This is a genomic window from Bacillus paralicheniformis, assembly GCF_001042485.2.
Lineage (GTDB): Bacteria > Bacillota > Bacilli > Bacillales > Bacillaceae > Bacillus > Bacillus paralicheniformis.
The window spans coordinates 1-20,006 of record NZ_LBMN02000024.1; the positions used below are offsets into that span (position 1 = coordinate 1).

General features: G+C 46.6%; 19 protein-coding genes, 1 pseudogene and 2 riboswitches. Of the genes and pseudogenes, 10 read left to right on the plus strand and 10 right to left on the minus strand.

Features of this window, described 5'->3' with window-relative positions; all coding sequences use genetic code 11:
• Positions 1-367: 367 nt before the first annotated feature.
• A complete protein-coding gene (locus tag ACH97_RS16200) occupies positions 368-1,393 on the minus strand; it encodes an acyltransferase family protein (protein WP_020451132.1) in 1,026 nt (341 codons plus the stop codon).
• A 309-nt stretch (positions 1,394-1,702) separates the two neighbouring features.
• Here ACH97_RS16200 and ACH97_RS16205 point away from each other — a divergent pair, with 309 nt between their 5' ends.
• The 3 genes and pseudogenes from ACH97_RS16205 (at position 1,703) to ACH97_RS24090 (ending at position 4,624) form a co-directional block, all read left to right on the plus strand.
• Entirely contained in the window at positions 1,703-3,913 is a 2,211-nt protein-coding gene (locus ACH97_RS16205) for a PAS domain-containing sensor histidine kinase (protein WP_048350685.1), read from the plus strand.
• A gap of 7 nt (positions 3,914-3,920) precedes the next feature.
• Positions 3,921-4,419 (plus strand): annotated as a pseudogene (locus ACH97_RS16210) (methylated-DNA--[protein]-cysteine S-methyltransferase).
• Between the two features lie 91 nt (positions 4,420-4,510).
• Positions 4,511-4,624: a hypothetical protein gene (locus ACH97_RS24090; protein ID WP_023857319.1), complete on the plus strand. Its 114-nt coding sequence runs from the start codon at positions 4,511-4,513 to the stop codon at positions 4,622-4,624.
• A 6-nt stretch (positions 4,625-4,630) separates the two neighbouring features.
• Here the strand turns inward: ACH97_RS24090 and mtnA are convergent, their stop codons facing one another.
• The 3 genes from mtnA to ACH97_RS16225 form a co-directional block, all read right to left on the minus strand.
• Complete coding sequence (gene mtnA, locus ACH97_RS16215; protein WP_020451135.1) at positions 4,631-5,692, minus strand: S-methyl-5-thioribose-1-phosphate isomerase; 1,062 nt, start codon at positions 5,690-5,692, stop codon at positions 4,631-4,633.
• A gap of 5 nt (positions 5,693-5,697) precedes the next feature.
• The gene (mtnK, locus tag ACH97_RS16220; RefSeq protein WP_020451136.1) at positions 5,698-6,894 is read right to left on the minus strand and encodes an S-methyl-5-thioribose kinase; all 1,197 of its coding nucleotides are present in this window, start codon (positions 6,892-6,894) and stop codon (positions 5,698-5,700) included.
• Positions 6,895-6,976: 82 nt separating this feature from the next.
• Positions 6,977-7,120, minus strand: a riboswitch (SAM riboswitch).
• An 83-nt stretch (positions 7,121-7,203) separates the two neighbouring features.
• Positions 7,204-7,983 carry a carbon-nitrogen family hydrolase gene (locus ACH97_RS16225; RefSeq protein ID WP_020451137.1) on the minus strand — a complete coding sequence of 260 codons (780 nt, stop codon included), beginning with the start codon at positions 7,981-7,983 and terminating at the stop codon, positions 7,204-7,206.
• Positions 7,984-8,078: 95 nt separating this feature from the next.
• Here ACH97_RS16225 and ACH97_RS16230 point away from each other — a divergent pair, with 95 nt between their 5' ends.
• The 5 genes from ACH97_RS16230 to ACH97_RS16250 all read left to right on the plus strand — a co-directional run bounded on the left by ACH97_RS16230 (position 8,079) and on the right by ACH97_RS16250 (position 12,553).
• On the plus strand, positions 8,079-9,269 hold the full coding sequence (locus ACH97_RS16230) for a pyridoxal phosphate-dependent aminotransferase (RefSeq protein WP_020451138.1): 1,191 nt from the start codon (positions 8,079-8,081) through the stop codon (positions 9,267-9,269).
• Between the two features lie 49 nt (positions 9,270-9,318).
• Positions 9,319-9,418: riboswitch (SAM riboswitch) on the plus strand.
• An 83-nt stretch (positions 9,419-9,501) separates the two neighbouring features.
• Positions 9,502-10,719: a 2,3-diketo-5-methylthiopentyl-1-phosphate enolase gene (gene mtnW, locus ACH97_RS16235; RefSeq protein ID WP_025810283.1), complete on the plus strand. Its 1,218-nt coding sequence runs from the start codon at positions 9,502-9,504 to the stop codon at positions 10,717-10,719.
• Positions 10,716-11,414 carry a 2-hydroxy-3-keto-5-methylthiopentenyl-1-phosphate phosphatase gene (mtnX, locus tag ACH97_RS16240; RefSeq protein WP_025810285.1) on the plus strand — a complete coding sequence of 233 codons (699 nt, stop codon included), beginning with the start codon at positions 10,716-10,718 and terminating at the stop codon, positions 11,412-11,414. Before mtnW ends, mtnX begins: the two co-directional genes overlap by 4 nt.
• Positions 11,375-12,001, plus strand: coding sequence for a methylthioribulose 1-phosphate dehydratase (locus tag ACH97_RS16245; protein WP_048350686.1), 627 nt, complete (start codon positions 11,375-11,377; stop codon positions 11,999-12,001). Before mtnX ends, ACH97_RS16245 begins: the two co-directional genes overlap by 40 nt.
• Before the next feature lie 15 nt (positions 12,002-12,016).
• Positions 12,017-12,553 (plus strand): 1,2-dihydroxy-3-keto-5-methylthiopentene dioxygenase, encoded by a 537-nt coding sequence (locus ACH97_RS16250; RefSeq protein ID WP_020451142.1) that lies wholly within the window; start codon positions 12,017-12,019, stop codon positions 12,551-12,553.
• Between the two features lie 27 nt (positions 12,554-12,580).
• Here ACH97_RS16250 and fosB read toward each other — a convergent pair whose 3' ends face one another.
• Positions 12,581-13,045, minus strand: a complete 465-nt coding sequence (gene fosB / locus ACH97_RS16255) for a metallothiol transferase FosB (protein WP_020451143.1) — start codon at positions 13,043-13,045, stop codon at positions 12,581-12,583.
• Complete coding sequence (locus tag ACH97_RS16260) at positions 13,032-13,352, minus strand: YkvA family protein (RefSeq protein WP_020451144.1); 321 nt, start codon at positions 13,350-13,352, stop codon at positions 13,032-13,034. The genes fosB and ACH97_RS16260 overlap by 14 nt, the downstream gene beginning before the upstream one ends.
• Before the next feature lie 215 nt (positions 13,353-13,567).
• On the opposite strand from ACH97_RS16260, the gene ACH97_RS16265 reads away from it, so the two are divergent.
• Entirely contained in the window at positions 13,568-13,810 is a 243-nt protein-coding gene (locus tag ACH97_RS16265) for an aspartyl-phosphate phosphatase Spo0E family protein (RefSeq protein WP_020451145.1), read from the plus strand.
• A 58-nt stretch (positions 13,811-13,868) separates the two neighbouring features.
• Here ACH97_RS16265 and ACH97_RS16270 read toward each other — a convergent pair whose 3' ends face one another.
• Positions 13,869-15,380: a PAS domain-containing sensor histidine kinase gene (locus ACH97_RS16270; protein ID WP_020451146.1), complete on the minus strand. Its 1,512-nt coding sequence runs from the start codon at positions 15,378-15,380 to the stop codon at positions 13,869-13,871.
• A gap of 237 nt (positions 15,381-15,617) precedes the next feature.
• Here ACH97_RS16270 and mhqR point away from each other — a divergent pair, with 237 nt between their 5' ends.
• Positions 15,618-16,073, plus strand: a complete 456-nt coding sequence (gene mhqR, locus ACH97_RS16275; RefSeq protein WP_020451147.1) for a MarR family transcriptional regulator MhqR — start codon at positions 15,618-15,620, stop codon at positions 16,071-16,073.
• A gap of 24 nt (positions 16,074-16,097) precedes the next feature.
• Here the strand turns inward: mhqR and motB are convergent, their stop codons facing one another.
• The 3 genes from motB to ACH97_RS16290 all read right to left on the minus strand — a co-directional run bounded on the left by motB (position 16,098) and on the right by ACH97_RS16290 (position 19,968).
• Positions 16,098-16,877, minus strand: a complete 780-nt coding sequence (gene motB / locus ACH97_RS16280) for a flagellar motor protein MotB (protein ID WP_020451148.1) — start codon at positions 16,875-16,877, stop codon at positions 16,098-16,100.
• A complete protein-coding gene (gene motA, locus ACH97_RS16285; RefSeq protein WP_020451149.1) occupies positions 16,870-17,673 on the minus strand; it encodes a flagellar motor stator protein MotA in 804 nt (267 codons plus the stop codon). The genes motB and motA overlap by 8 nt, the downstream gene beginning before the upstream one ends.
• Before the next feature lie 198 nt (positions 17,674-17,871).
• Positions 17,872-19,968, minus strand: coding sequence for an ATP-dependent Clp protease ATP-binding subunit (locus ACH97_RS16290; protein WP_020451150.1), 2,097 nt, complete (start codon positions 19,966-19,968; stop codon positions 17,872-17,874).
• Between the last annotated feature and the right edge of the window lie 38 nt (positions 19,969-20,006).

Below are 20,006 nucleotides of genomic sequence, written 5' to 3' on the forward strand. Positions count from 1 at the left end.
TCAAACGAACTGGGCGATGTCAACGCCTTTAAATTGATTGATGTGATCGAGAACAATAAAAAGAAGAACAAAAAGGCGGACGGACAGCAGCGGGATAAAGAATAAAACTGCGGATCAAACGAGAAAGGTGCAAATCGGAAACGATTTGCACCTTCCAGCGTGTCGCCAAACCCTCGCATTCGTTGTCAGGCCTGTGCGTCGGTGCTCACGAATTCTAACATTCGCTCCGCTCCGATGCTCGGCCTTCCTAGACTGCAAGGGTTTTCAATCACGCTGATGGGATGAAAAAATCGCAAAACAAAAAAGCTGTTTTGCGATTTTTTCAACAATCTGAAAGGTCCAAATCGGAAACGATTTGGACCTTCATTTATTTTAAATAAGGGTTATATCCGTTGTCTTTTTTCAACATCCTCATTAAATTCGTCATTTTCAATTCGATGAATGGCTGGGCGACCGTTTTCACAAATCCGCTTGATAAGCAGAAAGTTAAAATCGCCGTGGCGATGATTAATAGTGTCAGACTTTGATAATCGGCAAGCCATTCTTCCGCTCCCGTTTTTCTGAACGACTTGATGATAAAGCCGTGCAGCAGATAGACATAAAATGTGCGCGTTCCCCACAGGGTAAAGAAATACCGCCTTTCAGGCACAAGCGCCATGAACGCGAAGGTTGAAGCGAACGTGATGACGAGGAGCGCCACTCGGTTTAACCCGCTTTTTATACCGACATCGCCGAATTCCGAATAGGGTTTGGACCCGAACAGCCAGGAGTAATCGAAGTCTACAAAAAAGTAGAAAACGAACGTTGCTGCTAAAACGGCTAGAGCGGCCTGCTTGCCTTTCCAGCCTCTCAGTATTTTAAAATGGTCTTTTTGCAAATAATAGCCCGCCAAAAAGACCGGGAAGAAAACAAACGTGCGGGACAGGCTGAGCGTGTTGCTGATCAAGTCGATATATCCGACAAGAACGGCGATCGCAAAGCTTGCGGCAAACGCCCATTTCGCCGGCAGTTTTGTGAATGGAAACAACAGGATATTCCAAAAGAACAGGCTCAGCAAAAACCAAAGCGACCATTGCGGTTCAATCGGATTTGCGGCCGTTAAGCTTTGATCATCGATAAAGGAATAAAACAGCGTATAGATTCCCTGGAAAATCAAATAAGGAACAATCAGCTTCCAGGCGATTTTTTTGACATAGCCGGGGCGGTTGAACCCTTTTGCAAAATAGCCTGATATGAGAATAAAAGCAGGCATATGAAACGTGTAAATAAATTTATAAATATGAAGCAGAGCATCATTATCATGAATATAGGACCTGATTATATGTCCGAATACGACGAGAAAAATTAATAGGAATTTTGCATTGTCGAAATAGCTGTCGCGCGAAGTCGCCATAACATCACCCTTTCACAAACATTTTCAGGAGGCGCCGGTGCGGGAAGCGTCTGAACCCCGGAACATTCTTTCCGGAATGACGTCTTCCACCAGTCTGGCCTCATTTTAAAATTTTAAAATAGAAAGCATGTGTTTTCCTATGCATTAAGTCTTATTGTTAGGTCGATGTAATTGAACAGTAAGGAACTTTTATATCGTCATCTTCCTGTAAAATAGGCGGAAAGGTTGTAAAAGTTCGAAACAAATGAAGGAAGATTTTCCGGTTTGTAGAATAATTGGAGGACAGGTTTTCAAGAAGGAGTGTAATAAATGGAGGAAACTCTTGATTTAAATGAATCCTTAAATCTGCAAAACCAGCTGAACAGACTGAAGAAAGAGAACGCCAAGCTGAAAGCGGATTTGTATCAGTATGAGCTGCTGTTTAACGGGACGCTGGACGCTATTTTTATATTGGATAAACAGATGAACATCATCCAGGCGAATGATGCCGCCTGCAAAATTCTGCAAAGCCAAAAAAAGAATTTGCTGGACCGGTCGGCGCTCGACTTCCTGCACGCCGTCCCGCCGGATGAACTGAACCAGAGCATTCAACGCTTTTTGGAGCGGGGATATGCGAAAAAAGAAGTGGCCATCAGGCTTGACAACGGATCTGTCAAATATATCGAGTTTACTGCAAGCAAAGGAATCGGTGAAGACTGCTATTTTGTCGTCATGAGGGACATTTCATCGAAAAAAATATTGGAGCGGGAGCGCACCATTAATGAAAAGCTGTTTAAAGATTTGTTTCACCGCGCGGTTGAAGGAATCGTCATCTTTGATAAACAAGGCTGTTTCATCGATGCGAACCATTCGTTTTGCCAGAGCTTCGAAATTGAAAAAACAGAGCTTTCAAAACTGAAGCTGTCACAATTCGTATCCCCTGAAAACAAGGGGCGGCTCGATAAAATCTGGAATGCTCTTTTCAGAAGAGGGAAAGCAAAAGGGGAGCTTCCTGTCCGGCTCAGATCAGGAGAAGACCGGCTGTTTGAGCTTACGATAACCTCGAACATTTTAAACGGCTTTTACATGTCGATTATGAGGGATATTACCGAGAAGCGCTCGATGGAAAAACAGCTGTTTAAAAGCGAAGAACGCTTTAGAGAAGTCTTTGAAAATGCGATGGATGCCATTATACTGATGAATAACGACGGCCGCATCGTCAAAGCGAACCAGTCGGCCTGCAAAATCTTCGAACTGCCGATGGAACAGCTTCTCAACAAGAAGATGACCGATTTTATTGATCAAACCGATCAGAGGTACCATGCCATTCAAAAGCAGTATGATCAAAAAGGGAAAATCCGGGCGGAACTGCTGTTTCGTATGGCAAACGGACAATATAAAGAGCTTGAGTTCACGTCAAAACGGATCATGTTCGACAGCCAGGACCTAACCATTTTAAGAAATGTCAGCGACAGAAAACGAATGGAACAAGAATTGCGGGAAAGCGAATTGAAGTTCAGAAAAGTATTCAACGGATCAATGGACGGAATCGTTCTTTTCAACAACCAGTACGACATTATCGATGCGAACCCCCTTGCCGGAAAAATTCTCAGCACCCCTCTTGAACAGCTGAAAACGTCCAATCTACTTGATGTCATCTCCGGCTATCATATAGAAAATGCAGCTTCTCCCGCTAAAACGATTTCCTTAGAAGAAATGGACAATGACATCCCATTCCTGCTGAGCGACCAAAAACGGATTCTTGAATTTTCATTTAAAAGAAATATCATTCAAAATATGAACTTGGCGATGCTCAGAGACGTGACAGAACGAAAAGAGCTTGAAGAGCGGCTCCGCAAGTCTGATACCCTTCACGTCGTCGGCGAACTCGCAGCCGGAATTGCCCATGAAATCCGCAACCCGATGACGGCGCTAAAAGGATTTATCCAGCTGCTGAAAGGCAGCATCCAAAATGAGGATCACGCGCTTTACTTTAATGTCATCACATCAGAACTCAAAAGGATTGAATCGATTATTACGGAGTTTCTCATCCTTGCAAAACCGCAGGCGATTATGTATGAAGAAAAAAATATCGTCAAAATCATGCAGGACACAATGGATTTGCTGCACGCACAGGCAAACCTTGACAACGTTCAGATGCATCTGAAGTGCGAAGGCGGCATTCCGCTGATTTATTGCGAGCCGAATCAGCTGAAACAGGTATTTATCAACATTTTGAAAAATGCGATTGAAGTGATGCCTGACGGAGGCAACGTATATGTGTCGATCAAACCGAAAGGAGACGACCATATCATTATCTCGCTTGCTGACGAAGGAATCGGCATGACAGAAGACAAATTGAAGAGGCTCGGCGAACCTTTTTACACGACAAAAGAACGGGGCACTGGACTCGGGCTCATGGTCAGTTATAAAATTATTGAAGAGCATAATGGAAAAATCGAAGTTGAAAGTGAAGAAGGGAGAGGCACGACATTCCATCTGACTCTCCCGATCAGACAGCATCATGAGGAGGAGGCTTAATCGCATCGTGGGCTTTTATATTGAAATGACCTCGCCTTTTGGACAAGCTTACATTGTCGAGGAAAATCACCACATTACACATTTGCTATTTGAAAAAGATGAACTAAAACAGCTCCAGCAAGACGGCTTGGAGCTTCGCCGGACCGAAACGGAATTGTTGAAGGAGGCAAAGCGCCAGCTCGAAGAATATTTCAGGGGGGGAGCGGAAGACGTTCACCCTTCCTCTCCGCCAGGATGGAACCCCGTTTCAGAAAAAAGTGTGGGAGGCGCTGCAGTTGATCCCGTACGGTGAATCACGGAGCTATTTAGATATCGCGTGCGCCGTCGGGAATCCGAAAGCGGTTCGCGCAATCGGCCAGGCCAATAAAAGAAATGCGCTGCCGATTTTGATCCCGTGCCACCGTGTCATCGGCAAAAATCGTTCTTTAACGGGGTACTCCGGAAATGAAACGGATAAAAAAGCGGTGCTGCTCGACATCGAAAATATTGCGTATAAGGGAAAATAATATACGAGCACGCCGTTTCTTTTTTTCGTCAGCGACATATAATTTTATTAAGTTAAAAATGTTGGTCTTGGTAAAAAAGGAGGACGAATAAGTGAAAACGAACCGCCCGAACAAAATAGCAGGATACGCGGAATTGTTCGTCAAGCTGCACGTGTTGACCGAAGAGCAGAAGAAAGACATCATCAAATCGATTAAAATCCGCTAAAGCGGCCTAAGTAAGGGCTTCAGCGGAAAACAGCGCTTCAATTTCTTCTTCAAACCTGTCTGTGATAATCCCTTTTTCCGTAATGATGCCAGAGATTAAATCGTGCGGCGTGATATCAAAAGCAGGGTTGAACACTGGCACCTCTTGCGGAGCTATTTGCGTTCCGTTTATCAGCCTGACTTCATCCGGATCGCGTTCTTCAATCGGAATGTTGTCGCCACATGAAATCGAAACATCAAAAGTTGACAGGGGAGCGGCGATAAAAAACGGGATTTGAAAGGCTTTGGCGAGGATTGCCAAGCCGTATGTTCCGATTTTATTGGCTGTATCTCCGTTTCTCGCGATCCTGTCCGCTCCGACAATGACGGCTGAAATGTTTTTTTCTTTCATCGTATGGGCAGCCATGCTGTCTGTAATCAGCGTCACGTCAATTCCCCCCTGCATAAGCTCCCACGCCGTCAGGCGCGCCCCTTGCAGGACAGGCCTCGTTTCACAGGCATAAATATGAAGGTCGAGGTCCTTTGTTTTGGCAAGATAAAACGGGGAAAGGGCCGTACCGTACCTGCTTGTCGCAATCGAGCCGGCGTTGCAGATGGTCATGATGCTGTCACCCGATTTGAACAAATGCAGTGCATTCTGTCCGATTTGCCGGCACGTTTCTTCGTCTTCAACCTGGATCTGAATGGCTTCATGGATCAGATTTGTTTTTGCTTCATTGACCGATTTTGCGTCCTCCGCACTTATTACCAGCCGATTGAGAGCCCAGGATAAATTGACGGCTGTCGGCCTTGCCTGATTGAGTTCATCTTTGATTTTTCCGAGTTCCACCAGAAACGCGGAAACGTCAGATGTATTGATGCTTTGTGCGCAAAGGGCGAGTCCGAAGGCGGCTGTAATGCCGATGGCAGGTGCACCCCTCACTTTCAGCGTTTGAATCGCATCATAGACGTCTTCTTTTGTTGTGAGGTGCAGGTATTCCGTCTTTTCGGGAAGCTTTTGCTGGTTCAGAATTTTTACCGATGCTTCTTCCCATTCGACAGAGCGGGGCACCGCAAATTGTTCAGGCATGTCATTCACTCCTTAAGTGCGTTCCGAAACGCTTCAATCAAGTCTTTTGGCGTCCGGAAACCACTGCGTTTTTCTATGAATGCTGCGCCTATTTTAAGGGCGAGCTTTTTTTGGCTGATTCTCCGGGAAAACGGAACGATTGTTTCAAGGTCCGCCACATGGGCAAGGCCGATCGTCCGGCGGATCATTTCGCAGCCGGCAAAGCCTGCTGCGTCTTCAAACGCCTGCTTCAGAACTGATTCAAGGCGTCCTTTCTCATTTTTGCAAGCGTCAAGAGCATCGTTTTCCCATGCTTCGCTGAATGTCCGGCTGAACGTATGCCAGACGGTCTCGACATGGCGGTATAAAGGAGCCCGCCTGTTTTCTTCGCGGGAAAGCGCGTGCAGCAGCAGGTTGGCGATAAACTGTCCAATGTCAAACCCGATCGGGCCGAAAAACGCAAATTCAGGGTCGATGATTTTCGTTTCGGCTTCTTCACTTGCGAAAATGCTGCCTGTATGAAGGTCGCCGTGGATCAGCGTTTCCTCTGCAGACAAAAAGCGCTGTTTCAGTTTTGCCGCTTCAATTTTTAATGCTTCATTGCGCCAAAGATCTTCCGCTTCATCGCGAAGCTCTTCTTCGAAATCGTTTGTCTCATGATCAAAGAAAGGGTCTGTGAACACAAGGCTTTCTGTAATATCGCACAGATCCGGATTCGTAAACTGCTTCACAAGCCGCCCTTTAACTGTTGGGTCAAGTGCATATTCAGACGAGTAAAAATGTGTTTTTCCAAGGAATTCTCCGATGTCTTCCGACAGGTGCGGATAATCCTTCCCGTCAATCAGTCCTTTTCTGGCGATTTCCAAGTGAGAAAGGTCTTCCAATACGGTAACGGCAAGCTCGGTGTCAGAATAGTACACGTTCGGGACAAGGTGCGGGACATGCTCGGCTTGGCGGATCAGCGCACTGCTTTCGATTCTCGCCCTGTCAAGCGACAGCGGCCAGCTTTCGCCGACGACTTTCGCATAAGGCACCGCCTGTTTGATGATCAGCCCTTTTTGCTGCTCTTTGTCATACACGCGGAAGACCAAATTCAAGTTTCCGTCCCCGATCTCCCGGCATGTCAGGGTGCTTTTGCTTGGAAAAAGCCCGAGGCGAACGGCCAGCGCGGCCGCGGAGCTTTCGGTCAAAGTTTCGTATGCTGCGGTTTTCGTTACGGTCATGTGTGATTCCCCCTAAATGTCGTTAACAATAAAAAAGCCTCTTTCTCATCGAGAGAAAGAGGCTGATTTGTCGCGTTCGCCTCTCTTATCTCTCAGAATTCAAAGTCTGATGGAATTAGCACCGTGCCCTAGCGGCGCAGAATTTCGCGCCCCATTTCACAATGGTATTACGGTCGGTTGCTGTTGGGGTCATTAGGCCAGTCCTTCACCCAACTCTCGATAAGAGAAATCAATATAAAATTTTGAAATTTCAGTTCGGTCAGTTGCTGAAAATGTTACCAGCATCTCAGTTTTCTTGTCAACACTTTTTTAATATAAATCTCTGCGAATGTCCTCAAAAACCGGAATTTGCCCCCGCGCTTTTTCAATGTCCCCGAGGTTGATTTCGGTCCTGATGACGGCTTCACCGCTCCCTGCTTCAGCGAGGGTGCGGCCGAGCGGATCAATGATGATGCTGTGACCCGCAAATTCGTTTGCCGGGTCACTTCCCGCTCGGTTGCAGGCTGCGACAAAGCACTGATTTTCAATCGCTCTGGCTTTTAAAAGGCTTTGCCAGTGATCGAGGCGGGCGAGCGGCCATTCCGCCGATACAAAGATGATGCCCGCACCTTCCTTCGTATGTTTTCTGATCCATTCCGGGAAACGGATGTCGTAGCAGATAAACCCCGCAGCCGGGATCCCTTCAAGCTCGAAGCTCCCGTCGCCTGAGCCCGCTGACAAATAGAGGTGTTCGTCCATCAGCTGGAAAAGGTGAGCTTTGCTGTATTCTTTGATCAAATGTCCGTTTTTGTCTGCGATGTACATGATATTGTACACACCGCTTTTTTTCTTAACGGCGACAGAGCCGCAAATGATATGGACACGGTTTGCTTTTGCCGTTTCCTGCAGCCATCTCTTCGTTTGCCTGCCTTCTTCATCTGCGATGGAGCCGAGATTTTTTAAATCATAACCCGTCGTCCACAGCTCGGGAAGGAGAAGAACATCCGCTTTCCGGCTTTCCTGTTCGATCAGCTGCTCCGCTTTTTTAAAATTTTCAGAAGGATTGCCGTATGCGATATCGAATTGCAGACATGAAATTGTCAGCTTCAATCTGGATCACCTCATTTTTTTCTTTACATTTTACATTTAACAATATATGATGATGGACTATCATTTCAAGAATTTTTCAAAAGCGGGTGAATCATATGAAATTTGAGCTTTCAGATGTGCTGAAACAGCTGCCTGAGCAGTTTTTCGCTTCCTTGGTGAAAAAGGTGAATGAAAAAATCGCCGCCGGCCATGATGTGATCAATCTCGGCCAGGGGAATCCCGATCAGCCGACACCTGATCACATCGTTGATACAATGGCGCAAGCCGTTCGCAACCCTGAAAACCATCAGTATTCCTCCTTTCGCGGCAGCCGTTCACTCAAGGAGGCGGCAGCCGCGTTCTATCGAAGGGAATACGGTGTAGAGCTCGATCCCGAACGCGAAGTCGCTGTATTGTTCGGCGGAAAAGCCGGTCTTGTCGAGCTTCCGCAATGTTTGTTAAATCCGGGGGATGCCGTGCTCGTTCCCGATCCCGGCTATCCCGACTACTGGTCGGGCGTTGAGCTGGCAAGAGCGAACATGGCAACGATGCCGCTTACAGCGGGCAATCAGTTTCTGCCTGACTACAGCCGGATTCCGAAGGAAGTGAAAGAAAATGCGAAGCTCATGTATTTAAATTATCCAAACAATCCAACCGGTGCCCAAGCCACGCCTGTTTTTTTCGAAGAGACTGTCCGGTTTGCCAAGTCAAACGGAATTTGCGTCGTCCACGATTTTGCCTACGGTGCGATCGGCTACGACGGCAAGAGGCCTGTCAGCTTTCTCGAAACGGAGGGGGCAAAAGACACAGGAATCGAAATTTACACGCTTTCCAAAACGTATAATATGGCTGGATGGCGGGTCGGGTTTGCAGTTGGCAACGCATCTGTGATCGAAGCGCTGAACCTTTATCAGGACCATATGTATGTCAGCCTTTTTAAAGCGGTCCAAGACGCCGCGGCAGCCGCGCTTCTATCAGACCAAGCGTGTGTCAAGGAGCAAAATGAGCGCTACGAAAAAAGGCGGGATGTATGGATTCGTGCGGTCCGCGAAATCGGTTGGCACGCGGATGCTCCGCAAGGTTCTTTTTTCGCCTGGATGCCTGTCCCTGACGGGTATACATCTGAGGCTTTTTCCGATCTGCTTCTCGAAAAAGCGAATGTCGTCACAGCGCCCGGCATCGGCTTCGGCAAATACGGAGAAGGCTATGTGAGAGTCGGCCTCTTGACAAGCGAAGAGCGGCTCCGGGAAGCGGCTTCGCGCATTGCCAAGCTGAATATATTCAAAAAGACCGGCCACAGTCATTGACAACCGGGAAAAACGATGGGATAATTCAAAATAATTTATAAAATCAATATTCTTATCAAGAGCAGGCAGAGGGACAAGCCCGATGAAGCCCGGCAACCGACTTTTTAAGCACGGTGCTAATTCTTGCAGCTGACGCTGAGAGATAAGGATTCGAACCTGAAATGCGAAACCTCTTTTAGCTAAAGCAGCAAAAGAGGTTTTTTATATGCATGAAGCAGGAAGGAGCTACAGAATGAGTGAACTTTTGGCAACATATGTTTTGACAGATCAAGGATGTGACGCAGAAAAGCGGGCCGAGCAAATTGCGATCGGACTGACGGTCGGGTCGTGGACAGATCTGCCGCTCTTAAAGCAGGAACAGCTGAAAAAGCATAAAGGACGCGTCGTCAAGGTCGAAGAAACAGAAAGCACGCTGGGGGAAAAACAGACAACGGTCACCATCGCTTATCCGGAAGCCAATTTTACAAGCGACATTCCCGCTGTGCTGACGACCGTTTTTGGAAAGCTGTCTCTCGACGGAAAAATCAAATTGGCGGATTTGGAGTTTTCGCAGTCTTTTAAACAATCATTGCCGGGCCCGAAATTCGGCGTATACGGGATCCGGAAAAAAATCGGCGAATTTGAAAGGCCTCTGTTGATGAGCATTTTTAAAGGCGTCATCGGCCGCGATATGGAAGACTTGAAGGAACAGCTCAGACAGCAGGCGCTCGGCGGAGTGGATTTGATCAAGGACGATGAAATCTTATTCGAAACAGGCAGTGCCCCCTTTGAAAAACGAATCACGGAAGGAAAAAAAGTGCTTGAGGCAGCTTTTGAAGAAACTGGGCGCAAAACGCTGTATGCCGTCAACCTGACGGGCAGGACAATGGAGCTGAAATCGAAGGCGAGAAAAGCAGCCGAGCTCGGAGCCGATGTGTTGCTGCTGAATGTGTTTGCCTACGGGCTCGATGTTTTGCAAAGCCTTGCGGAAGACGACGACATCCCGCTGCCGATCATGGCGCACCCGGCAGTAAGCGGCGCACTCACTTCGTCGCCGCATTACGGTTTTTCCCATTCGCTTTTGCTCGGCAAGCTCAACCGGTATGCGGGTGCTGATTTCAGCCTGTTCCCTTCACCGTACGGAAGCGTTGCTCTGCCGAAGCAGGATGCGCTTGCCATATATGATGAATGCACGAAGGAAGACGTTTTTAAACCGACATTCGCCGTTCCGTCGGCCGGTATTCACCCCGGCATGGTGCCGCTCTTGATGAAAGACTTCGGCATTGACCATATCATCAACGCAGGCGGGGGGATTCACGGTCATCCAAACGGAGCGGCAGGCGGAGGAAGAGCGTTTCGGGCGATCATTGATGCCGTCCTGGAAGCGGAGCCAGTCGAAGAAAAAGCAAAGCGTTCTCCCGATTTGAAGCTCGCCCTTGAAAAATGGGGAAAGGTTGAGGTTTCCGTATGAGGCAGCCGCTTATCATTTGCGATTTTGACGGAACCATTACAACGAACGACAACATCATCAGCATTATGAAACAATTTGCTCCAGAAGAGTGGCTCGCTTTAAAAGACGGGGTTCTGTCCAGGGACATATCGATTAAGGACGGGGTCGGCAGAATGTTTCAATTGCTGCCGACAAGCCTGAAAGAAGACATTATGGAATATGTAATGAAACAAGCCGAGATCCGCCCCGGGTTTACAGAGTTTGTCTCTTTCCTGGATGAGCAGGGTCTTCCGTTTTACGTCGTGAGCGGAGGGATGGACTTTTTCGTCTATCCACTGCTTGAAGGCATTGTCGAAAAGGAACGCATTTACTGCAATGAGGCCGGCTTTTCAGGGCGCAATATCGAGATCCGCTGGCCGTATCCGTGTGACGGCAGCTGCGGAAATGAATGCGGCTGCTGCAAGCCTTCTATCATCCGCCGGCTGAAAGGCTGGGACGATTTTGTTGTCATGATTGGGGACTCTGTTACAGATGTTGAAGCTGCCAAATGTTCCGACTTGTGCATCGCGCGCGATTATTTGCTGCGGGAATGTGAGGGACTCGGCCTGAAGCATGCGGGATTCGGCGATTTCCGTGATGTAAAGCGAATACTTGAAGAGACCGCGGAGGTGAAAGAATGGACCCTGAGCAAAAATGGCACGAACTTGCCGAGGTAAAAAAAGAGCTTGCGGAAAGGGATTGGTTCCCTGCGACAAGCGGCAATCTGTCAATCAAAGTATCAGAAGACCCGCTGCGATTTCTCATCACAGCAAGCGGAAAAGATAAGCGAAAAGCATCCGCGGAGGATTTTCTGTTGGCGGACGAAGAGGGGAGACCGGCGGAGACCGGACATACGCTGAAACCGTCAGCGGAGACGCTGCTGCACACCCGTGTCTATCAAAATACAAACGCGGGCTGCTGTCTTCACGTCCATACGATTGACAACAATGTCATCTCAGAGCTTTACGCAAAAGAAAAGCAAGCGACATTCAGAGGCCAGGAAATCATAAAGGCGCTCGGTCTTTGGGAGGAAAATGCGGAGATTGCGATCCCGATTATCGAAAACAGCGCTCATATTCCGGATTTGGCGGCGGATTTTGCCGGACACCTTTCAGGCGATTCAGGGGCAGTGCTGATTCGCAGCCACGGCATTACCGTCTGGGGAAAAACGGCATTTGAGACAAAGCGGATGCTTGAAGCGTATGAATTCCTGTTCAGCTGGCATTTAAAACTGAAAGCTTTGCAGGCTTACCACGTTAATTAAAAAGGGGGAGAAAGCATGGCGACAATTCGAATCCATGATGAACAAAACACGACCATTGAAAAGCAGGAAGAAGTAGAACAATTTCTAAAGGGGCAGGAGGTCATTTATGAAAAATGGGATATCACAAAGCTGCCGGCCGGCTTAAAAGAAAAATACGATTTGACCGATGAAGAGAAACAGGAGATTTTAGACGTCTTTGCCGCTGAAATCAAAGACATTTCAGAACGCCGCGGCTATAAAGCGAGCGATGTCATCTCGCTTTCCGACCAAAATCCGAAACTCGATGAGCTCTTGAAAAATTTCAAACAGGAACATCATCATACAGACGATGAAGTCAGATTTATCGTCAGCGGCCACGGCATCTTTGCGATAGAAGGAAAAGACGGCACATTTTTTGATGTCCTCTTAAATCCGGGAGATTTGATCTCCGTTCCTGAAAACACCCGCCATTATTTCACGCTTCAGGAAGACCGAAAAGTCGTGGCTGTCAGAATCTTTGTGACGACAGAGGGCTGGGTGCCGATTTATGAGAAAGAGAGTGTGAGCCGATAATGAAAAAGCGTCCGTGTGGACGCTTTTTTATTTGTTTCTGTCATAAAGGGCCTTGATGTGGCCTTCATGAAAGGAGAGATGCTGTTTTTCATTTTGATAGTATTGAAGACGGTCAAATACAGAGCCGGTGTGAAGCTCGAACTTATGGCCGTCCGGATCTGAGAAATAAATTGAATCTTTGTCGCCTTCATGCCGTTTTCTGCCCTTTAGCACGTTTACACCTAAATCGCGTAATTTCTTTTCCCAGAACGGCAAATCTTCCTGTTGAATCGAAAAGGCGATATGGGTGTAAGAGTCGTGGATTTCCTGTCTCTTAATGTCTTTCTCTTCGTTTAATGCGAGCCAGATGCCGTTCAGGTCAAAATAAGCGGTTTTCTCGGCCTTTACGAGCCACTTGGCATCAAACACCTTTTCATAGAATGAAATAGAGACGGACAGGTCAGAGACTGAAAACAAGAGATGATTGATACCGAGAATATTATTGTTTGCCATTGCCGTTTATTCCTCCCGTTAGATGTATTTCAAATCCGTCCAGCTCTTTGGTGATTTGCCTGAATAGAAAAGCGAGCACAGCCGCGTCATCAAGCCAGCCGACACCTGCGAGAACATCGGGAATCAAATCGATCGGAGACAGCACATAAATCAATGCCAGCGCGGCCAGTAAAATCGTTTTTTTCGGGAATAAGGGGAAGTCTCCCTTTCTCCAGGCTCTAAATGCCTTGAAAAACAATAAGAGGCCTGAATACGCTTCTTTCACGGCAAAGATGGTTCGGAGCCTTGACACTGGTTTTTTCATCATTTAGACCTCCTTCTATCCTCATGAACTCTTTTAAAGGTGTTTGCCGTATTTCATCGAGGGGTATTACACCTTTAATTCCACAATTCTATTATACTCGATTTCAAAATAATTTTTTGAGAAATAGGTTTACAAAATAAGTATAATCTGTAATAATGCTCAAGTACGCAAAATCTGGATGGTTCTAAGAAACGATATGTCGGTAAGGGGTGAAGCGTATGCAAAATTATGTTGAAAAAGAAGCATTGCTCGTTTCCATCAGCAAGAAGCGGCAAATGATGGTTGAAGCCGCTGAAATCTATGGATTTACAGGGGATGAAACGATCAGGCGGAGCCAGGAGCTGGATCAATTAATTTATGAATATCAAAAACTGTCTATGAATGAAAATGCGTCGGACCATCTGCTGCAGGATTTTTTAGGCTGCATCGACTGTCTGACCGTTGAAAAATATACGGCATAGTGACTGAACGAAAAAGAGCTGCCGTGAAAGGCAGGCTCTTTGCAGGAACGGGGAAGCCTCAGTCAACCTGTTCCTTTGAAGTCGGCAGCGTAATCGTTACAGTCGTTCCTTTATGCTGTTCGCTTTCGATCTGAATGGTTCCCCCGTACATGGAAATGATGCGCTTGCACACGACAAGGCCGAGTCCGGTTCCCTTTTCCTTTGACGTGACAAAAGGCTGGAAAATACTCTCCATCATTTCTTTTGGAATGCCTTCTCCGATATCCTTCACAATAATTTGCGCCTTCTCTTGATGATGTTCGATTTGAATGAGCAGCTTTCCGCCGTTTTTCATCGATTCAAGAGCATTTTTGGCGACGTTCAAGACAACCTGCTTAATATGATCTTTTTTACAATACACATAAGCCGGGTCTTCTCCACAGTCTTGAAATTCCACTTCCACATTATATAAATTTGCCTCAGAATGAATAATCGGCATGATTTCGTCAATCATTTCATTCATGGCGTTAAGCTGCCACTGCTCTGCCGTCGGCTTTCCGAGCACGAGAAACTCGCTGACAATCTGGTTGATCCTCCGGATTTCCTGGTCGATGATTGAGAAATACATTTGATCTTCTTTTGATTGATATTTTTTTTGCAGGAGCTGGATAAAGCCGCTGATACCTGTCAGCGGGTTTCTGATTTCATGAGCGGTGCTCGCTGCCAGGGTGCCGATTAATTCGAGCTTCTGGGCTTCATTTTGGGCGCGCTCCTGCTTGGTCCGCCGCTTCAGCAGCACATACTGGAGCATGAGGAACATAATATTCAGCAGAATGAAAATACTTAAAAATGACAGCAGAAGACTGTGAACGATTTCATCAAGCTGGACCGGTTCCGGATAAACTTCAAGCTTCCAGTCGATCTGATCCAAAAAAGCATCGACGGTGCCGCCGTCCGGCTTCTCAGGAGGAGAATGGCCTGCTGTAAAGACAATCTGATTCTTCTGGTTGAGAATTTTGATATAAAGCTCAGGGCTCAGGACGTTCATGATATTTTTCAGATAATCGACGCGGATCGAAGCCAGCAGAAAATTTGTCGTTCTGCCTTCGCTGTCATAGACAGGAGTAAAAATATTCAGCTCCAGCCTGTCCGACACTGTATGTATATCGTCTGTGATCACGGATTTCTTTGATTTTTCCGCTTTTTGCAGAATGTTCTTGTATGAAACCTTCTTTTTTTCTTTGACGGGAGACGTGCTCACCATGACATCGCCGTCTTTATTTAAAAGGTATAAAGCCGAAAAACGCGGTTCTTTTTTATACGTTTCCGTCAGGATTCGTTTGATATGCTGCTCATTAACAGGGTGGTTGAGGGCCGTGGCAAGGGAGCTGAGCCTTGCTTCTGTTTCGCCGATCAGGTAGTTGATTTGGTTGCGGTGAATATTGAGCATGAGAGTCGCAGTCTGACGGTGCTTTTCAGTGATATTTTCTCGTTCTTGTTCGTATACAAAAAAGCTTATAATGAAGGCGGGGATCATCACCAAGATCAAATAAAGCCTGACTTTCTTCCATAGATTTTTCAAATTGCGCATATTTTTACTCTCTCCCAATCGGTACAGGAATAGGGGTATTATATCACTAGTGAGAGCCGATTTATAGAAAAGATAACCAATACCGTGAAAATAGGACACAATACCGGGGAATTTCCGGATATATCTATTTGATGTTCGATTCCTACTCATCATAACATGGTTTGAATGTTAACAGTTGACATTTTCCTCATAGTTTATTAATGTTTTCCTGTAGTTGTTTCTTTGGAGATGAGAGATATGAGTAATAGAGAACAGGAACAGTCCTTGAAATTATTTATTGTATTATCTCGAGCGTACAGATCCATTAATGATCATATGAATAAACATATTCATCATCATGGTCTGAATCCAACCGAGTTTGCCGTTTTAGAACTCCTCTATCATAAAGGGGATCAGCCCCTTCAACAAATAGGGGATAAGATTCTACTGGCGAGCGGGAGTATTACATATGTGGTTGACAAGCTTGAGCAAAAGGAGCTGATCGCGAGAAGAGCCTGTGCGACCGACCGCAGGGTGACCTATGCGCAAATTACAGATAAAGGCACCAAGCTCCTGGAGAAGATTTTTCCGGGTCATGCAGAAGAGCTTCACCACATGATCAGCGTGTTAAGCGATGAGGAGAAAGAAGCCTGCATCGAAATGCTGAAAAAAGTCGGACTGAACGCAAGAAATATTTATAAGGGCAAAGAATAAGGAAGCTGCCAAAAGGCAGCTTCCTTATTCTTTTTTATTCAAGTTTTCCTGGCCGATCGGCAGGATGAGGATTTCAACGCGTCTGTTTTTCCTTCTTCCTTCTTCGGTGTCATTTGAAGCGATCGGTTTAAATTCTCCGTAGCCTTTCGCGCTGAATATCTTGGCGTCAAGCTTGGGATTTTCGATTAAAAGCCCCATGAAATTGACTGCCCGCATCACGCTTAAATGCCAATTTGATTTAAATTGAGAATTTCGAATCGGCACATTGTCCGTATGTCCGCTGATTACGATATTGCGGGGCGGATTCAAGACGAGAAGGTCGGATACTTCCTTGGCCAGCGGAATGTCCTGCTGGCGGATCTCCGCTTTTCCGGAATCAAAAAAGATATTATCCTCGATGGAAAGGAGGAGGCCTTCGTCTGTCAGCTTCGTATTGACCTGTTTTTCAAGACTTTTCTCTTTAATAAACCGGTTGACCTGCTCCTGAATTTTTTTCAGCGACTGCTTGTCTTTTTCTTTTTGATCTTGAGAGAGATCTTTTGCTTGGTCAGGGCTTTTTCCATCTTCGGTTGTGCTCGTTTTCGGCTCGGTGAAGCTGGAATAATCCATCATTCCTGTTCCGCCGGTAAATACGGCATTGAATGATTTAGACAGCATATCAAACTTCTTGGCGTCGATCGAGCTCATGGCAAACAGTACGATGAACAAGGCCAAAAGCAGTGTCAGCAGGTCGGCATATGGGATGAGCCAAGACTCATCCACGTGTTCTTCATGGTCTTTTTTGTGCTTCTTTTTTCTAGCCATTGCTGCTGTCTCCTTTGTCTCCTTCTGGGATGACGATGCTGGAGCGTTCGCTTGGAGAGACATACATCAAAAGCTTTTGTTCAATGACTTTTGGCGCTTGGCCTTCCAAGATCGAAAGGATGCCTTCAATCATGACTTCGCGGACTTTGACTTCCTGTTTGGATTTCCGCTTTAATTTATTGGCAAAAGGATGCCATAGTACATATCCGGTGAAGATCCCGAGAAGGGTCGCGACAAAAGCGGCGCTGATCGCATGTCCAAGCGCTTCAGTGTCGCTCATATCCGCAAGCGCTGCGATCAGTCCGACAACAGCGCCCAAAACGCCGAGTGTCGGCGCGTATGTGCCCGCCTGGGTAAAAATGCCCGCTCCGACTTGATGTCTTTCTTCCATTGCTTCAACTTCTTCAGTTAAAACGTCCCTGATAAATTCGGCACTTTGGCCGTCTACTGCCATGCTCATGCCGTTTTTCAAAAATTCATCATCGATCTCATTCAAATTTGCTTCCAAAGCGAGAAGTCCTTCACGTCTTGCGATTTGCGCCCACTCGGAAAACATCGGGATCAATTCGTTGATTTCGATCATCTTCTTCTCTTTGAACAAGATGCCGAAGAGTTTGGGAACCTTTTTGATCTCGCGGATTGGAAAAGCGATCACAACTGCTGCGATTGTCCCGACAAGGATGATCAGCCATGCCGCGGGATTGACGAGAACGGAAGGGCTGACACCTTTCATGACCATGCCGACACCTACTCCGATGATAGCTAAGATGATTCCAATTAACGATGTTTTGTCCATTTTTTCACCAATTCCTTTAACTAACTTTTCTATCGTTAATATCGGTGTTGCGTGATAGGAACTTTAGGGTGTTTCTTAAATTGTTTCAAAATCATGGTGAAAAGGGACTTTAGGGTTATTTAATGTTAAAAAATAGAATTTTTGTGATCCTTACGTTGTATGTAAAGCGGCCTCCGCAATCGGAGGCCGTTATGTGTGTTATGCGGTTGGTTTCACCAAGATTTCATCGTTTTCAACGATAACCGCAAAACCGTTGATATGTTCTTCTTCAAGCAGCAGATCGGTCATTTGATCTTCGACTGCTGTTTGAATGGTTCGTCTTAATGGGCGGGCGCCGAAGGCCGGATGGTATCCGATTTCAGCAATTTTTTCTTTTGCTTCATCTGAAACTTCAAGCGTCATGTTTTGCTCTTTTAACGTTTCTTCAAGCTCTTCCAGCAAGAGAGTGACGATCTTGACCAGATCTTCTTTTTCGAGCGGCTGGAACTCGATGATGCTGTCAAATCTGTTCAGGAATTCCGGCTTAAAGTAGCTGCTTAGGGAATCGATCATTGATTGTTCGCCCATTACTTGTTCTTCCCGGTTAAAACCGACGGTTGTCCGCTTTTCAGATACTCCGGCATTGCTTGTCATAATGATGACGGTATCTTTAAAGCTGACCGTCCGTCCCTGGCTGTCTGTCAGACGTCCGTCTTCCATGATTTGCAGGAACATGTGCTGAACATCGGGATGGGCTTTTTCGATTTCATCAAGCAAAACGATGCTGTACGGGTTCCTCCGGACTTTTTCGGTGAGCTGTCCGGCTTCTTCGTGGCCGACATATCCAGGAGGTGAACCGATCAGCTTCGATACGGCGTGTTTTTCCATGTATTCGCTCATATCGAGGCGGATGACGGCATCCTTCGTGCCGAACAGTTCTTCCGCAAGCCTTTTAGAAAGTTCTGTTTTACCGACACCTGTCGGGCCGACGAACAGGAATGAACCGACTGGCCTGTTTTTTGATTTCAGGCCGGCGCGGCTTCTTTTGACGGCTTTTGCCACTTTTTTTACCGCTTCTTTTTGACCGATCACGCGGCTTGAAAGGTTTGCTTCAAGCTCTTTCATTTTCTTCTGATCGTCGTGCTGAAGCTTGCCGACCGGAATGCCGGTTTTTTGTTCGATGATCGCTTGAATGTCTTCAGCTTTAACGGTTGCCCGTTTTTCTTCCGCATGGTTTTCCATTTTTTTGTGCAGTGCTTCTTCTTCATCGCGGAGCTTTGCTGCAAGCTCATAGTTTTCTTCCTGCAGCGCTTTAGCTTTTTCCGCTTCGATTTCTTTCAGGCGTTGGGAAGCTTGTTCACCGCTGACCGTGTCGATTTTCAAGTTCGCTTTTGAACCGGCTTCATCCAAAAGGTCGATCGCCTTATCGGGAAGATGACGGTCCTGAATATAGCGGCTAGACAGAACGACGCAGGCTTTGATCGCTTCATCCGTGTAAGTTACATCATGATACGCTTCGTATTTTTCTTTCAGCCCGTTTAAAATCGCCGCGGTCTGCTCAATTGTCGGTTCATGCACCATGATCGGCTGGAAGCGCCGCTCTAATGCTGCATCTTTTTCGATTTGGCGATATTCTTTCAACGTCGTCGCGCCGATGACTTGCAGTTCGCCTCTGGCAAGCGCAGGTTTTAAAATGTTGCCGGCGTCCATGGAGCCTTCGGCAGAGCCTGCTCCGACAAGAAGGTGAATTTCGTCAATAAACAAGACCGCGTTTTTGCGTTCTTTCAGCTCTTTCATCAGCTGTTTCATTCTTTCTTCAAATTGTCCTCTGATGCCGGTGTTTGCTACGAGGGAAGCGACATCAAGCAGGTAAAGTTCTTTGTTTTTCAATTTATTTGGAACATCGCCTTCGGCGATTTTGAGAGCAAGTCCTTCAGCGACGGCCGTTTTACCGACGCCCGGTTCACCGATTAAGACAGGGTTGTTTTTATTTCTGCGGTTTAAGATTTCGATCACACGGGCCACTTCATCATCGCGGCCGATCACCGGATCGAGCAAGCCTGTCTTTGCGGCATTCGTTAAATTGACGGCAAGTTCATCGAGCAAGCCTTTTTTGGCAGCGGTTTGCGTCTGCGCTTGTGATGGCTGGCTGAAGAAAGAACCTCCGCCGCCCAAAAAATGATTTCCTGAAAACATAGAAGGCTGAGTCAGCTCTTTATAGCAGTCTTCACATAAATCCATTTGTTTTTTTGTAAAGTTGATTTGCATGTTCAGGCGAATCGTCGCCTCATTTTTTTGACAATGTTGACAACGCATTTGCCAAAACCCCCTTTATTGAATTTGACCTTTTTTGA

Excerpts from the sequence above, each read along its gene's own strand:
- fosB (WP_020451143.1), bottom strand. The coding sequence starts at position 13,045 with ATGGCAAACAATAATATTCTCGGTATCAATCATCTCTTGTTTTCAGTC.
- ACH97_RS16245 (WP_048350686.1), top strand. The coding sequence starts at position 11,375 with ATGGACCCTGAGCAAAAATGGCACGAACTTGCCGAGGTAAAAAAAGAG.
- ACH97_RS16290 (WP_020451150.1), bottom strand. The coding sequence starts at position 19,968 with ATGCGTTGTCAACATTGTCAAAAAAATGAGGCGACGATTCGCCTGAAC.
- ACH97_RS16205 (WP_048350685.1), top strand. The coding sequence starts at position 1,703 with ATGGAGGAAACTCTTGATTTAAATGAATCCTTAAATCTGCAAAACCAG.
- motA (WP_020451149.1), bottom strand. The coding sequence starts at position 17,673 with ATGGACAAAACATCGTTAATTGGAATCATCTTAGCTATCATCGGAGTA.
- mhqR (WP_020451147.1), top strand. The coding sequence starts at position 15,618 with ATGAGTAATAGAGAACAGGAACAGTCCTTGAAATTATTTATTGTATTA.
- mtnW (WP_025810283.1), top strand. The coding sequence starts at position 9,502 with ATGAGTGAACTTTTGGCAACATATGTTTTGACAGATCAAGGATGTGAC.
- ACH97_RS16230 (WP_020451138.1), top strand. The coding sequence starts at position 8,079 with ATGAAATTTGAGCTTTCAGATGTGCTGAAACAGCTGCCTGAGCAGTTT.
- mtnX (WP_025810285.1), top strand. The coding sequence starts at position 10,716 with ATGAGGCAGCCGCTTATCATTTGCGATTTTGACGGAACCATTACAACG.
- ACH97_RS16270 (WP_020451146.1), bottom strand. The coding sequence starts at position 15,380 with ATGCGCAATTTGAAAAATCTATGGAAGAAAGTCAGGCTTTATTTGATC.
- ACH97_RS16200 (WP_020451132.1), bottom strand. The coding sequence starts at position 1,393 with ATGGCGACTTCGCGCGACAGCTATTTCGACAATGCAAAATTCCTATTA.
- mtnK (WP_020451136.1), bottom strand. The coding sequence starts at position 6,894 with ATGACCGTAACGAAAACCGCAGCATACGAAACTTTGACCGAAAGCTCC.
- motB (WP_020451148.1), bottom strand. The coding sequence starts at position 16,877 with ATGGCTAGAAAAAAGAAGCACAAAAAAGACCATGAAGAACACGTGGAT.
- mtnA (WP_020451135.1), bottom strand. The coding sequence starts at position 5,692 with ATGCCTGAACAATTTGCGGTGCCCCGCTCTGTCGAATGGGAAGAAGCA.
- ACH97_RS16260 (WP_020451144.1), bottom strand. The coding sequence starts at position 13,352 with ATGATGAAAAAACCAGTGTCAAGGCTCCGAACCATCTTTGCCGTGAAA.
- ACH97_RS16250 (WP_020451142.1), top strand. The coding sequence starts at position 12,017 with ATGGCGACAATTCGAATCCATGATGAACAAAACACGACCATTGAAAAG.
- ACH97_RS16265 (WP_020451145.1), top strand. The coding sequence starts at position 13,568 with ATGCAAAATTATGTTGAAAAAGAAGCATTGCTCGTTTCCATCAGCAAG.